Below are 13,114 nucleotides of genomic sequence, written 5' to 3'. Positions count from 1 at the left end.
CCTCAGCCGTCGATCACGGCGACGAGCTCGTCGAGGAAGGCGTTGAAGTCGGTGCCGCGGCGCACGATGCGCTGCACGCTGTCGCGTTCGCTGAACACCTCGACGAACTGCTCGAACACGGTCTGGAACGCCTCGCGATCCGTCTCCGAGAACGCCACGAGCGCCACCACCTGCACGCGGCCGTCGCCCCACGGCATCGACGGATCGGCGATGCCGATCGCGATCGCGGTGCGCGATGCCGTCATCTCCAGCGCGTGCGGCACAGCAAGCGCGTCCGTGAACGCCGTGGACGACAACCGTTCGCGCTCGATGGTGCGCTCGATGTAGGTCTCGTCGATCACGCCTCGCTCGCGCAGCAGCGCGCCGAGTCCGCGGATCACGTCCTCCTCGTCGCCGCCGACCCCGCGCACGAACGCGGAGGGCTCGAAGTACCGCTCCAGTTCAGCGCGCAGGCGCGCCAGGCGCCGCGACCGGCGGATGCGGCCGGCTGCCGCCTGCACCCGCTCGACGTCGGCGTCGGTGAGGAACGGCTGGATCCGCACGATCCGGTCGGCCGGCGTCACGGGTTCGATCGTCGTGAGCACGAGGTCCGTGTCGATCGAGGCCCAGTCGGGGTCGACGCGCGTCTCGACGCCGACGACCTCGATGGCCTGCCCGAGCGAGCGGTCGACGCTCGAACGCAGCAGCTCGTGCAGGTCGTAGTACCCGGGGCAGACGATCGTCGCGGTGAGCAGCTGGTCGGCGCGCCGGCTGCGTTCGAGGCGCCCGCCGACGTGCATCGCGATGTAGGCGATCTCGTCGTCGGGAAGGGGGATGCCGAGCCGCTGCTGCAGCCGGCTCGCGATGAACACGGCGACCTCGAAGATCATCGGGTACGTCGACTTGAGCGACCGCGTCAGCGGATTGCGCGACCACGCCTGCTCCCGCGCGCGGTGCAGCAGGTTCTGCACGTGCAGCGCGAGCCGCGCGATGAAGTCGTCGTGCGCGATGTCGACGAGGAACTCGTCGGCGGCCGCCGTCACGACGTCGCGCACGACGGCCTCGGTCTCGGGGTCGAGACCGGGAAGAGTGGATGCCGCCACCCCGCGGTCAGGGGCGACCACCCGCGTCAGGACGAGCGTCGACAGGTGTTGCAGGTCGGCGCTGCCCAGGCGCACGCCGAGGTGGCGCTCCGACAGGTCGGCGATGATCTCGGCGACCTGGGTCTGCGTCGGCCGCTCCCCCGCCCCCACCGGTTCGGCCGTGTCGAGCGGCCGGTCCTGGGCGACCCGGTCGGCGGCGATGGCGATGTGCATGACGACGTCGGCGATGCCGAACTCGTTGACAAACCAGCCGAGGTCGCCGAGGCGCGCGACCAGCTCGGTCTTGAAGGGCCCGAAGGCGCGCGCCCCCACCGACCCCTCGCCGAGGGTGCGCCGCAGCGCCGAGAGGTCGAAGGATTTGGCATCCATCTCGTCGTGGGCGAGCTTCGACAGCAGTCGTCGCTGCGCGCCCTCGGTGCCGCGCAGTCGCGCACGTGAGGCGGAGCGCTCCAGCGTGAGCTCGGTGCCCCCGAGGAGCCCGCGCACGCGTGCCAGATCGGCGTCGAGGGTCGCGGGCGACACGTGCAGCGCCTCGGCCGTGTCGAACACGTCGATGCCCTCCGGCGCGTCCAGCAGCGCCCGCACCACGGTGTGGAGCCGATCACGCGGCGTTCCCGCATCTGCCTCGACCCGCAGCGCCGCGGCCGCCTCGGGGCCGGCGCGATACCCCTGCGGGCCCGACTCGATCGCGACGCCGCCGGCCACGCGGGCATTCACGGCCGTGACGTACGACCGGATGCTGCGCGGCGTCACCCCGAGGGCGTCGGCGAGGGTGGATGCCGTCACCCAGTCGCCCTCGCGCACCAGCAGTCCGAGCACACGATCTTGACGGGCCCGGGTCACGAGCCCAGTCAACCACGGGTGCGCGGGGCCGGACCGGTCCCGGCATCCCGCGTTTCCGCCCCCGCGGAAGAAGGACTGGTTGTCGACTCCCAGCGGTTTCACAAGAATGGGCCGAAAGGAGGCGGATCGATGAGGATCCTGGTGGTCTGCGGAGCGGGTGCCTCGAGCACCTTCGTCGCACAGCGCGTGCGTCACGCAGCCCACGATCAGGGTCTGGATTACGCTGCCTTCGCCGGCACCGAGGCGTCGCTTCCGATCGACCTCGATTCCGCCGATGTCGTCCTGGTGGGGCCGCATCTGGTTCACGCGCTCGAGCGCATCGAACGGGATGCCGCCACCCGGGGCACGACGGTGGTGCTGCTGCCGCCCGACATCTTCACCGACCGGGACGGCACGCGGACGCTCGCGCTGGTCCGCGCCGCGGTCGGAAGCCCCGGGGGGCCGCTTCCGGCCGCGGGCGAGACCGCCCCCACCGACACCTGAACCACCGAACACCCGAAGCACCGAGTCACCCAGACAGAGAGGTCGCCGATATGCCACCCGTCTCCCGCACCGTCCGGATCGGATCCGCGCACGGGCTCCACGCCCGGCCCGCCAAGCTCTTCGCGCAGGCGGCGAAGGACTCCGGCCTGCCGGTCTCGATCGCCAAGGGCGCGGCGAGCCCGGTGAACGCGGCGAGCATCCTCGGCGTCATCGCGCTGGGCGTCGAGAAGGGCGACTACGTGACCCTCACGGCGGAGGGCGACGGCGCCGAAGCACTGCTCGATGAGCTCACGGAACTGCTGACCACCGACCACGACGCGGAGGCGTGACATGACCGAACCCCTGCTTTCCCGAGAGCTGCGCGGCGTGGGGATCGGCCTCGGCGTCGCCCAGGGACCCGTCGCCCGCATGGCGGAGCCCGCTCCGGCACCGTCCGACGCGCCGAGCGCGCTGACCCAGGACGAAGAGAAGGGGCGTGTGGCCGACGCCGTCGCCGCCGTCGCTCGCGAACTCGAGGCGCGGGGCGCCCAGGCGGGCGGCGCGGCGCAGGAGGTGCTCGAGGCGCAGGCGATGATGGCCGAGGACCCGACCCTCGCCGACGAGGTCAACGCGCGCATCGCACAGGGCCGGACCGGCGAGTTCGCGGTGTTCGACGCGTTCGCGTCCTTCCGCGATCAGCTCACGGCCCTCGGCGGCTACCTCGGCGAGCGCGCCGCCGACCTCGACGACGTCGCCCAGCGCGTCATCGCGAGGCTGCGGGGCGTGCCTGCCCCGGGAGTGCCCGACCCCGGGCATCCCTTCGTCCTCGTCGCGAAGGACCTCGCCCCCGCCGACACGGCGCTCCTCGACCTCGACAAGGTGCTCGCGCTCGTGACCACCGAGGGTGGCCCCACGTCGCACACCGCGATCCTCGCGCGCGAGAAGTCGATCGTCGCGGTCGTCGGCGCCACCTCGGCCACCGGGCTGCGCGACGGCGAGACGGTGATCGTGGATGCCGCGGCCGGCGTCGTCACGACGGAGCCCACCGCCGACGAGCTCGAGCGCGCGCACCGGCGCGCCGCCGATCGGGCGGCGGCGGCATCCGCCCCCATCACCGACGGCGCGCTGGCCGACGGCACTGCGATCCCCCTGCTGGCGAACCTCGGCAACGCCGACGGCGCCGCCGAAGCGGTCGCGCTCGGCGCCGAGGGCGTGGGGCTGTTCCGCACCGAGTTCCTGTTCCTGAGCTCCAGCCAGGCCCCCACGGTCGAGCAGCAGCGCGAGGCCTACACGAAGCTGCTCGCCGCGTTCCCCGGCAAGAAGGTCGTGGTGCGTGTGCTGGATGCCGGCGCCGACAAGCCGCTCGCGTTCCTCAACGACGCGCACGAAGAGAACCCGGCGCTCGGGCTGCGCGGCATCCGCGCGCTGCGGGCCAGCGAAGACATCCTGCGCGAGCAGCTGACGGCTCTCGCCGAGGCGGATGCCGCCACCCAGGCCGACCTGTGGGTCATGGCGCCGATGGTCGCGACGGTCGAAGAGACGGAGTACTTCGTCGCCCTCGCACGGGACTACGGCATCAAGACCGCCGGCGTGATGGTGGAGGTGCCGTCCTCGGCGCTCCTCGCCGACCGTGTGCTCACCCACGCGGACTTCGCGTCGATCGGCACGAACGACCTCACCCAGTACACGATGGCCGCTGACCGGCTGCTCGGGTCGGTCGCATCGTTCCAGGACCCGTGGCACCCCGCGGTGCTGCGGCTCATCCGCGAGGTCGGCGACGCCGGCCGCGCGAACGGCAAGCCGGTCGGCATCTGCGGCGAGGCGGCGGCCGATCCGCTCCTGGCGGTCGTGCTCGTCGGGCTCGGCGCCACCTCGCTGTCGATGGCCCCCACCGCGCTCGCCGACGTGCGGGCCACCCTGCTGCAGCACACCCTCGACCAGGCATGCGTCATCGCCTCGGCCGCCCTCGCCGCGTCCGACGCGGCATCCGCCCGCGTCGCCGCCCAAGAGGCCGCGGCCCGGCCGTAACCCCGAGAACAAGGAGACCCATCATGACAACGGCGTCAGTTCCCACCACGGGAACCAGCAAGGCGCGCGTCGGAGTCCAGCGCTTCGGCACGTTCCTGTCCGGCATGATCATGCCGAACATCCCCGCGCTCATCGCGTGGGGCATCTTCACCGCGTTCTTCATCGACGTGGGGTGGACCCCGAACGCCGACCTCGCGACGATCGTCGGCCCGTTCATCCACTACCTGCTGCCGCTGATCATCGCCTACACGGGCGGCAACATCGTCTACGGCGTGCGCGGCGGCGTGGTCGCCACCATCGGCACGATGGGCGCGATCGCGGGATCCGACCTGCTCGTCGCGAACTTCAACGCCACGCTGCCCGAGGGCGACGCTCCCCTCGGTCAGGTGCACATGTTCATCGGTGCGATGATCATGGCCCCGCTCGCGGCGTACACGATGAAGTGGCTCGACTCCCTGTGGGAGGGCAAGATCAAGGCCGGCTTCGAGATGCTCGTCAACATGTTCTCTGCGGGCATCTGGGGCTTCGTGATGGCGATCGTCGGCTTCTACCCGATCGCGTGGGTGGTCAACGGCATCATGCAGGCCCTCGGCAACGCGGTCCACTGGCTCGTCGACACGAACCTGCTGCCGCTCACCAGCATCCTGATCGAGCCGGCGAAGGTGTTCTTCCTCAACAACGCCATCAACCACGGCGTGCTGACGCCGCTCGGCATCGCGGAGTCCGCCGAGACAGGCCAGGGGTCCATCCTGTTCCTGCTCGAGGCGAACCCCGGCCCCGGTGTCGGCCTGCTGCTCGCGTTCACCTTCTTCGGGATCGGCGCGGCGCGCGCCTCGGCTCCCGGTGCGGCCGTCATCCAGTTCTTCGGCGGCATCCACGAGGTCTACTTCCCGTACGCGCTGATGAAGCCGATGCTGATCCTCGCGCTCATCGCGGGCGGCATGACCGGCGTCACGACGAACATGCTCCTGGGCGGCGCACTGAGGGCGCCGGCGGCGCCGGGCAGCATCATCGCGGTGATCGCCCAAGTCGCCAACAACTCGTACTTCGCGGTGCTGTTGTCGGTGGTGCTCGCGGCGACGGTGACCTTCCTCATCTCGTGGGTCATCCTCCGGGCGTCGCGCAAGCGCGACCTCGAGGCGATGGCGGCGACCGACGACGCGTTCGGTGCGGCGATCACGCAGACCGAGGCGGCCAAGGGCAAGTCGTCCGACGCGCTCTCGGGTCTGCGCGGCGGTGCGGCCACCCAGGCCGACGGCGGCGTGGAGCCGGCCACCATGACCGAGAAGCAGATCAAGAACATCGTGTTCGCCTGCGACGCGGGGATGGGTTCGTCGGCGATGGGCGCGAGCGTCCTGCGCAACAAGATCAAGAAGGCGGGTATCGAGGATGTCACGGTCGTCAACAAGGCGATCGCGGCGCTCGACCCCTCGGCCGACCTCGTCATCACCCAGAACCAGCTGACCGACCGGGCCCGGCAGAAGACCCCCGACGCGGTGCACGTGTCGGTGGACAACTTCATGAACTCGCCCCGGTACGACGAGGTCGTGGACCTCGTCCGCGGCCAGCACGAGGATGGCTCTTAGCAGAGACCGCGGCGGGGCCGGGCGGGCGCGAGGCCCCCGGCCCCACCGCCTCTGCCGGGACTGACACCGGCATGCGGCATCCATTCATCTTCGAACACACGAGAAGGGCGAGAACATGGCACGCGAGGTTCTGAGCATCGGCCAGGTGCGGATCCACTCCGGCGGGGCGACGCGCAACGAGGCGATGAAGGAGGCCGCCGACATCCTGCAGGCGGCCGGCGCCGTCACCGGCGCCTACTACGACGCCATGCTGCAGCGCGAGCAGACCGTGTCGACGTACATGGGCAACGAGCTCGCGATCCCCCACGGCACGAACGAGACCAAGGGCGAGATCCTCGAGTCCGCGCTGTCGGTCGTCCGGTACGACGGCGGCGTGGACTGGGACGGCAACCCCGTGACGTTCGTCGTCGGCATCGCCGGCAAGGGCGACGAGCACCTCGAGATCCTGTCGCAGATCGCGATCCTGTTCTCGGACGAGGACGACGTCGCGCGTCTGAAGGCGGCGCAGACCCCGGAGGAGCTGTTCGGGCTGGTCTCGGCAGCAGGCGTGTGATGAAGGCCGTCCACTTCGGCGCCGGCAACATCGGGCGCGGGTTCGTCGGGCTGCTGCTGCACCAGGGCGGGTACGAACTGGTGTTCTCGGACGTCGCGGCGCCGCTCGTCGACGCCATCAACGCGGTCGACCGGTACACGGTGCACGAGGTCGGCGAGGGCGGCCGCGACACCGTCGTCACGGGGTTCCGCGCACTCAACAGCGCGGAGCATCCGGATGCCGTCATCGAAGAGATCGCCGGCGCCAACGTCGTGACCACCGCGGTCGGACCCACGGTGCTGAAGTTCGTCGCGCCGCTCATCATGTCGGGGCTCGCGCTGCGCGACCCGTCCAGCCCTCCGCTGCAGATCATGGCGTGCGAGAACGCGATCAACGCGACCGACCTTCTGCGCGACGAGATCAAGGAGCGGGCAGGCGACGCGTGGGACGCGCTGGCCGGACGCGCGGTGTTCGCCAACACCGCGGTCGACCGGATCGTCCCGGCGCAGCCCGAGGGTGCGGGCGTGGACGTCACCGTCGAGCCGTTCTTCGAGTGGGCGATCGAGCGCCCGCCGTTCGGCGACGACCCGCCGACCATCCCGGGCGCGCACTTCGTGGACGACCTCGCGCCCTACATCGAGCGCAAGCTGTTCACCGTCAACACCGGGCACGCGACGACGGCGTACTTCGGCGCCCGCGCGGGGATCGACACCATCGCGGCCGCGCTGGCCGACGACGACATCGCGGGGCGCGTGTCGGCGGCGCTGGAAGAGACCTCGGCGCTACTCGCCGCCAAGCACGGCCTCGATCCCGCATCGCTGGCGGACTACCGCGCCACGATCCTGCGACGGTTCCGCAACGCCGCGCTCCCCGACACGGTGTGGCGCGTCGGGCGGCAGCCGCTGCGCAAGCTCTCGCGCCACGAGCGCTTCGTGGGTCCTGCGGCCGAGGCGGCCGAGCGCGGACTCCCCGTCGATGCGCTGGTCGACGCGATGGGCGCCGCCCTCGCGTTCGACGACACCGAGGACGCGCAATCGGTCGACCTGCAGCGCATGCTGCGGGAACAGGATGCCGCGACGGTCACGGCTGCCGTGACGGGCCTGGAGCCGCAGCATCCGCTGTTCGCCCGGGTCGAGGCCGTCGTGGCCGCGCGCCAGGCGGAACTCGGCGTCTGAGGACGGCGACGGGCACCGGGCACGCGGCGCCGGCCCGCTCGCAGAATCGGATCCGCTTATGCGGACGCGTGACCTGACACGCCGTGCGCGTCGTCACTTGACCGGCGTGTCGCGGCGTCGGTCCGACTGAGCGGATCCGATTCTGCGTACGCAGGAGGCTACGCTCGACGCGTGACCGCTGACGCGCCCGACCCCGCCCCCATCACACCTTCACGTCCGCGGCGACGCGGGCTGCGCGTCCTGTGGTGGATCGTCGGCGCGCTCGGCGCCCTGATCGTGCTCGCCGTCGTCGGGATCGTGATCTGGAGCCAGGTCGGCGTGATGGCCGCCGAACCCGAGCCGCTGGCCGAGGTGCGGGCGAACACGGCGATCGAGATCACCGACACCGACGCGGGCATCGTGCTGGCACCGACCGGCGAGTCCGCCGACGTCGGCCTGGTGTACATCCCGGGGGCGAAGGTCGATCCTTGGGCGTACGCGTACAAGCTCTCGGGGCTCGTCGCCGAGGATGGCGTCACCGTCGTCATCACCAAGCCCTGGCTGAATCTCGCGTTCTTCGACCTGCGCCCGCTCTCGACGTTCACCGATCTCGCCCCCGACATCGACACGTGGCTGGTCGGCGGGCACTCGCTGGGCGGCGTGCGCGCCTGCCAGCTCGCGACGGACGCCGATGGTCTCGCGCTGTTCGGGTCGTACTGTGCGACCGACCTCTCGGACTCCGGCCTGCCGGTGATCAGCGTGTCAGGCAGCGAGGACGGCCCGTCGACCCCCGAGAAGATCGCCGACGCCCGCCACCTGCTCCCGGACGACGCCGAGATGCACGAGATCGCCGGAGCGAGCCACTCCTCGTTCGGCGACTACGGTCCGCAGCCCGGCGACGGCACCCCCACGATCGCCGACGACGACATGCGGGATCAGCTCACCGAGCTCGTCGGTCCGTTCGCGCTCGACGTCCCTGGCGGCTGAACCGCGGGTCCCGCCCGCCTAGACTGGAATCCCGTGACTGTCATTTTCGCGGGCATCGCGACCTTCGTCGCCGCGATCATCCAGCGCATCACCGGACTCGGGTTCGTCCTGGTGCTGGTCGGCCCGATCGTCCTGCTCTACGGCCCGATAGAGGGCGTGACCCTCGCCGTGCTGCTGGCGTTCGTGGCCTCGCTCGCGGCGATCCCGATGGTGTGGCGACACATCGACTGGAAGCGGTCGTGGTGGCTCATCTGGCCGGGCCTGATCGCCGCGCCCTTCGGCGCACTGGTGGTGCGCCTGCTCCCCGATGCCGCGCTGCTGCTCGTCATCGCGGCGATGGCGTACGTCACGCTCCTGGCGGGTCGCATCCCGGCGCTGTCGGCATCGCTCACCGGGCGGCGCGGAGCGGTGGCCGCGGGCGCCGCGGCAGGCTTCATGAACGTCGCGAGCGGGCTCGGCGGACCACCGCTGGCCGCGTACGCCGTCGGCGACCGCTGGGGTCAGCGCAGCTTCGCCGCGAGTGCGCAGCTGATCTTCATCGCCTTCGACATCGCGACGGTCGCGCTGCGCGGCCTGCCGGTCACGCCCATCGAGGACGTCGGCACCCTCGTCGTCGCGACGATCGCGGGCATCGCGATCGGCACGGTGCTCTCGCGCAACGTCGCCCCGCGCATCGCCCGGGCCGCGATGCTGGTGATCGCCTGGGCCGGGGCGACGGTGGTGCTCGTGCGCGGCATCCTGGCACTCTTCCCATGAGCGGTGACTTGGCGTATGTGTACGCGACACGCCAGCGTGTTGCGTACATATACGCCAAGTCACCGGCGCGGGGCCGCGCGATTTCGGTTAATGCCGAGTAACGCTTAGGGTTCTGTCGGCGCAGTGCCGCGCCCGACACGATGGAGTGCGAGAAGGACATGGAGCAATGACCAGGTATGCCGTCATCGGCGCAGGGCCGTCGGGGCTGTCGGCGGCGCGCGCCCTGCAGCGCGCGGGCATCGAGTTCGACGGCTACGAGGCCTCGCGCGGCGTCGGCGGGCTGTGGGACATCGAGAACCCCCGCTCGACCATGTACGAGTCGGCGCACCTCATCTCATCGCGCACCACGACCGAGTTCGCCGAGTACCCGATGGACTCGACGGCCGACTACCCGAGCCACCGCGAGCTGATCCGCTACTTCCGCGGGTTCGCCGACCACTTCGGCCTCACCGCGCGCTTCCGCTTCGACACGAAGGTCACGTCACTCGAGCCCGCAGAGGGCGGATGGATGCTGCACGCCTGCCCTTCGGCAGGCTCAGGGACCGAGGGCGACGACTCAGGGACGGACGGCGACGGCACGGTGAGCGAGCGCTACGACGGCGTCATCCTCGCCAACGGCACGCTGGCCGAGCCCAACGTCCCCCCGTTCCGCGGCGAGTTCACGGGTGAGCTGCTGCACACCAGCGCGTACAAGTCGGCCTCGCAGCTGTCGGGCAAGCGGGTCCTCATCATCGGCGCGGGCAATTCGGGATGCGACATCGCCGTCGACGCCGTGCACCATGCGGCTTCGGTCGACATGAGCGTGCGTCGCGGCTACTACTTCGTGCCGCGCTACCTGTTCGGCAAGCCGTCCGACACCCTCAACCAGGGTCGTCCGCTGCCGGCGCGCCTCAAGCAGGCGCTCGACACCCGGGTGCTGCGGGCCTTCACGGGCGACCCGGTGCGGTTCGGCTTCCCCCAGCCGGACTACCGGATCTACGAGTCGCACCCGATCGTGAACACGCTGATCCTGAACCACCTGGGCCAGGGCGACCTGCGCATCATGCCCGACATCGACCGCTTCGACGGGCGCACGGTGCACTTCCGCGACGGCTCGTGGGCCGAATACGACACGGTGCTGCTCGCGACGGGCTACAAGCTCGACTACCCGTTCGTCGACCGCGCGGCCCTCGCCTGGCAGGGCTTCTCGCCGAAGCTCTTCCTCAACGTCTTCACGCCGTCGTTCAACGGACTGTACGTGATGGGCATGATCGAGGCGTCCGGCATCGGCTGGCAGGGACGCTACGAGCAGGCCGAGCTCATCGCCGCGTACCTCGCGGCGCTCGAGCGCCACCCCGAGCGCGCCGCCGCGTTCCGGGCGCGCGTCGCCCTGGAGCCGTGGCCCGACCTCACCGGCGGGTACAAGTACCTGGGCCTGGAACGCATGTCGTACTACGTCAACAAGGACGCGTACCGCCGGGCCGTGCGCACCGAGACCGAGGGACTGCGGAAGGATGCCGCGCCCCGGCGTGACGGCGTCCCCTCCTCCTCCCGAGCGAAGAACCGCAAGGAGGTGTCGGCATGAATCCCGACGACGTCGTCCTCAGCTTCAACCCGAGCACCCTCCTGATCCTCGATGTCGTGCTGGGCCTCATCATGTTCGGCATCGCGCTGGACACCACGCTCGACGACTTCAAGGTCGTCGCGCGCAAGCCCAAGCCGTTCGTGATCGCGATCCTCGCGCAGCTGGTCGTCCTGCCGGCGGTGACGTTCGCACTCACCCTGATCCTCCCCGTGACACCGTCGATGGCGCTCGGCATGATCCTCGTGGCCTGCTGCCCGCCGGGCAACATCTCGCAGGTGCTCACGCACCGCTCGGGCGGCAACGTCGCGTTGTCGGTCTCGATGACCGCCGTGTCGAACCTCATCTACATCTTCGTGCTGCCGCTGTCGGTCGCGTTCTGGGGCTCGCTGCACCCGACGGCCAGCAAACTGCTCGAAACGGTGTCGCTGGATCCGTGGGCGATGCTCGGCGAGATCCTGCTCATCATCGGCCTGCCGTTCGCGCTGGGCCTGTTCATCCGGTACCGCTTCGAGCGATTCGCACGCAAGGTGCAGCCGTTCGTCAAATGGTTCTCGCTGATCGCGCTGTGCGGATTCATCGTGGGGGCGCTGGCGGGCAACTGGACCTACTTCATCGCCTTCCTCGGCGTCATCGTGCTCGTCGTGACCGTGCACGATGCCGTCGCCCTTGCGATCGGCTATGGCACCGCGGTCGCCGGCGGCCTGGGCACCCGGGAGCGCAAGGCCATGACGTTCGAGGTCGGCATCCGCAACTCCGGCCTCGGCCTCGGCCTCATCTTCACGTTCTTCGGCGGACTGGGCGGCATGGCCATCGTCGCCGGCTGGTGGGGCATCTGGGACATCATCGCCGGCCTCATCGTCGCCGCCCTGTGGGCAAGCCACACGCGCCGGCGCACCGGCTCGCCGAAGGGCGACGCGTCGCGTCACGCGATGCGGACGATGGATGCTGCGTCGCGGCCCGCGCGCAGCACAAGCGCCGGTGCCCCCTCGGCCGCCGACAGCCCCGGCACAGGTGCAGCAGGTGCAGCAGGTGCAGCCGGCTCATCCCCTCCGGACTCCCCCGGCGCAGAACGGCCCTCGGGAGCGGACTCATGAGCCGCCGCGTGCTGATCACCGGGGGTTCAGGGTTCCTCGCCACGCACGTGGCCGCCGCCCTCGTCGCACGCCCGGATGTGGAGCTCGTCGTGGCCGGAGACGTGCGCGGGCCGCGGCATCCACTCGACGGCGTCGTGTATGCCGACTGCGACGTCACCCGGCCTGACGCCCTGACGCCCCTGCTGCGTGAGCACCGCATCGACGTGGTCGTGCACCTGGCGGCGATCGTCAACCCCGGGCGCGACCACGACCTGGAGTACCGCGTCGACGTCGACGGCTCGCGGCACGTGCTGGAGGCGTGCGTCGAGGCGGGCGTGAAGCGGATCGTCGTGTCGTCGTCGGGCGCCGCCTACGGGTACCACGCCGACAACCCGGAGTGGCTGCGCGAGAGCGACCCGGTGCGCGGCAACGACGAGTTCCCGTACTCCAAGCACAAGCGGCTGGTCGAGCAGCTGCTCGCCGGATACCGCGAGGCGCACCCCGAGCTCGAGCAGGTCGTGTTCCGCATCGGCACCATCCTCGGCCCGACCGTGCAGAACCAGATCACCGCACTGTGGGACGGACCGGCGCTGCTCGGCGTACGCGGGTCGGACTCGCCGTTCGTGTTCGTGTGGGTCGACGACGTCGCCGCCGCCATGGCGCGGGCCGCGACCGACGGTCCGCCCGGGGTCTACAACGTCGCGGGCGACGGGCGCGTCACCGTGCCCGAGATCGCCCGGCGCCTCGGCAAGCGCGTCGTGTGGGTTCCTGCCGGCGCGCTCGGCTTCGGCCTGCGCGTCGGCCGCGCTCTGCACCTCACCGTGCACGGCCCCGAGCAGGTGGGGTTCCTGCGCTACCGCCCGGTGCTCGCCAACGACGCCCTCAAGCGCGACTTCGGCTACACCCCGGCGAAGACCTCGGCCGAGGCGTTCGAGGCATACCTCGAGTCCCACCCCGGGGTCCCCCGCGGCTGAAGCAGTCGGACTCTGCGGCTCTCGCCGCTGAACACCGTCGTTCGCGCTGCCCTTTTCGGCACACGCTACAGGC

At 70.8% G+C, this 13,114-nt stretch carries 12 protein-coding genes; 11 read left to right on the top strand and 1 reads right to left on the bottom strand.

Annotated features, from left to right (window positions below; all coding sequences use genetic code 11):
• Positions 1–2: 2 nt before the first annotated feature.
• On the bottom strand, positions 3–1,925 hold the full coding sequence (locus FB391_RS03760; RefSeq protein ID WP_141892935.1) for a BglG family transcription antiterminator: 1,923 nt from the start codon (positions 1,923–1,925) through the stop codon (positions 3–5).
• A 129-nt stretch (positions 1,926–2,054) separates the two neighbouring features.
• On the opposite strand from FB391_RS03760, the gene FB391_RS03755 reads away from it, so the two are divergent.
• The 11 genes from FB391_RS03755 (at position 2,055) to FB391_RS03705 (ending at position 13,041) form a co-directional block, all read left to right on the top strand.
• Positions 2,055–2,408 (top strand): PTS sugar transporter subunit IIB, encoded by a 354-nt coding sequence (locus FB391_RS03755; protein ID WP_141892934.1) that lies wholly within the window; start codon positions 2,055–2,057, stop codon positions 2,406–2,408.
• Positions 2,409–2,458: 50 nt separating this feature from the next.
• The gene (locus FB391_RS03750) at positions 2,459–2,737 is read left to right on the top strand and encodes an HPr family phosphocarrier protein (RefSeq protein ID WP_141892933.1); all 279 of its coding nucleotides are present in this window, start codon (positions 2,459–2,461) and stop codon (positions 2,735–2,737) included.
• Positions 2,738–2,816: 79 nt separating this feature from the next.
• Positions 2,817–4,415, top strand: a complete 1,599-nt coding sequence (gene ptsP / locus FB391_RS03745) for a phosphoenolpyruvate--protein phosphotransferase (protein ID WP_425462939.1) — start codon at positions 2,817–2,819, stop codon at positions 4,413–4,415.
• A gap of 23 nt (positions 4,416–4,438) precedes the next feature.
• Positions 4,439–6,001 carry a PTS mannitol transporter subunit IIBC gene (locus FB391_RS03740; protein WP_141892931.1) on the top strand — a complete coding sequence of 521 codons (1,563 nt, stop codon included), beginning with the start codon at positions 4,439–4,441 and terminating at the stop codon, positions 5,999–6,001.
• A gap of 115 nt (positions 6,002–6,116) precedes the next feature.
• The gene (locus tag FB391_RS03735; RefSeq protein ID WP_141892930.1) at positions 6,117–6,554 is read left to right on the top strand and encodes a PTS mannitol transporter subunit IIA; all 438 of its coding nucleotides are present in this window, start codon (positions 6,117–6,119) and stop codon (positions 6,552–6,554) included.
• Positions 6,554–7,708, top strand: a complete 1,155-nt coding sequence (locus FB391_RS03730) for a mannitol-1-phosphate 5-dehydrogenase (protein ID WP_141892929.1) — start codon at positions 6,554–6,556, stop codon at positions 7,706–7,708. The genes FB391_RS03735 and FB391_RS03730 overlap by 1 nt, the downstream gene beginning before the upstream one ends.
• A gap of 171 nt (positions 7,709–7,879) precedes the next feature.
• Positions 7,880–8,674 carry an alpha/beta hydrolase gene (locus FB391_RS03725; protein WP_141892928.1) on the top strand — a complete coding sequence of 265 codons (795 nt, stop codon included), beginning with the start codon at positions 7,880–7,882 and terminating at the stop codon, positions 8,672–8,674.
• Between the two features lie 33 nt (positions 8,675–8,707).
• Positions 8,708–9,430: a sulfite exporter TauE/SafE family protein gene (locus FB391_RS03720; RefSeq protein ID WP_141892927.1), complete on the top strand. Its 723-nt coding sequence runs from the start codon at positions 8,708–8,710 to the stop codon at positions 9,428–9,430.
• Positions 9,431–9,596: 166 nt separating this feature from the next.
• Positions 9,597–10,994 (top strand): flavin-containing monooxygenase, encoded by a 1,398-nt coding sequence (locus FB391_RS03715; protein WP_141892926.1) that lies wholly within the window; start codon positions 9,597–9,599, stop codon positions 10,992–10,994.
• Positions 10,991–12,088 (top strand): bile acid:sodium symporter family protein, encoded by a 1,098-nt coding sequence (locus FB391_RS03710; RefSeq protein ID WP_141892925.1) that lies wholly within the window; start codon positions 10,991–10,993, stop codon positions 12,086–12,088. Before FB391_RS03715 ends, FB391_RS03710 begins: the two co-directional genes overlap by 4 nt.
• Positions 12,085–13,041: an SDR family oxidoreductase gene (locus FB391_RS03705; protein WP_141892924.1), complete on the top strand. Its 957-nt coding sequence runs from the start codon at positions 12,085–12,087 to the stop codon at positions 13,039–13,041. Before FB391_RS03710 ends, FB391_RS03705 begins: the two co-directional genes overlap by 4 nt.
• The last annotated feature ends 73 nt before the right edge of the window (positions 13,042–13,114 follow it).

Source organism: Microbacterium kyungheense (genome assembly GCF_006783905.1).
Classification (GTDB): domain Bacteria; phylum Actinomycetota; class Actinomycetes; order Actinomycetales; family Microbacteriaceae; genus Microbacterium; species Microbacterium kyungheense.
The sequence above is the reverse complement of the archived record's forward strand: the minus strand, read 5'-3'. Positions and strand labels throughout refer to the sequence as shown.

What these genes read in the sequence shown, in the direction of transcription:
- FB391_RS03750 (WP_141892933.1), top strand. Translation starts at nt 2,459, where the DNA reads ATGCCACCCGTCTCCCGCACCGTCCGGATCGGATCCGCGCACGGGCTC.
- ptsP (WP_425462939.1), top strand. Translation starts at nt 2,817, where the DNA reads ATGGCGGAGCCCGCTCCGGCACCGTCCGACGCGCCGAGCGCGCTGACC.
- FB391_RS03710 (WP_141892925.1), top strand. Translation starts at nt 10,991, where the DNA reads ATGAATCCCGACGACGTCGTCCTCAGCTTCAACCCGAGCACCCTCCTG.
- FB391_RS03740 (WP_141892931.1), top strand. Translation starts at nt 4,439, where the DNA reads ATGACAACGGCGTCAGTTCCCACCACGGGAACCAGCAAGGCGCGCGTC.
- FB391_RS03735 (WP_141892930.1), top strand. Translation starts at nt 6,117, where the DNA reads ATGGCACGCGAGGTTCTGAGCATCGGCCAGGTGCGGATCCACTCCGGC.
- FB391_RS03730 (WP_141892929.1), top strand. Translation starts at nt 6,554, where the DNA reads ATGAAGGCCGTCCACTTCGGCGCCGGCAACATCGGGCGCGGGTTCGTC.
- FB391_RS03705 (WP_141892924.1), top strand. Translation starts at nt 12,085, where the DNA reads ATGAGCCGCCGCGTGCTGATCACCGGGGGTTCAGGGTTCCTCGCCACG.
- FB391_RS03715 (WP_141892926.1), top strand. Translation starts at nt 9,597, where the DNA reads ATGACCAGGTATGCCGTCATCGGCGCAGGGCCGTCGGGGCTGTCGGCG.
- FB391_RS03755 (WP_141892934.1), top strand. Translation starts at nt 2,055, where the DNA reads ATGAGGATCCTGGTGGTCTGCGGAGCGGGTGCCTCGAGCACCTTCGTC.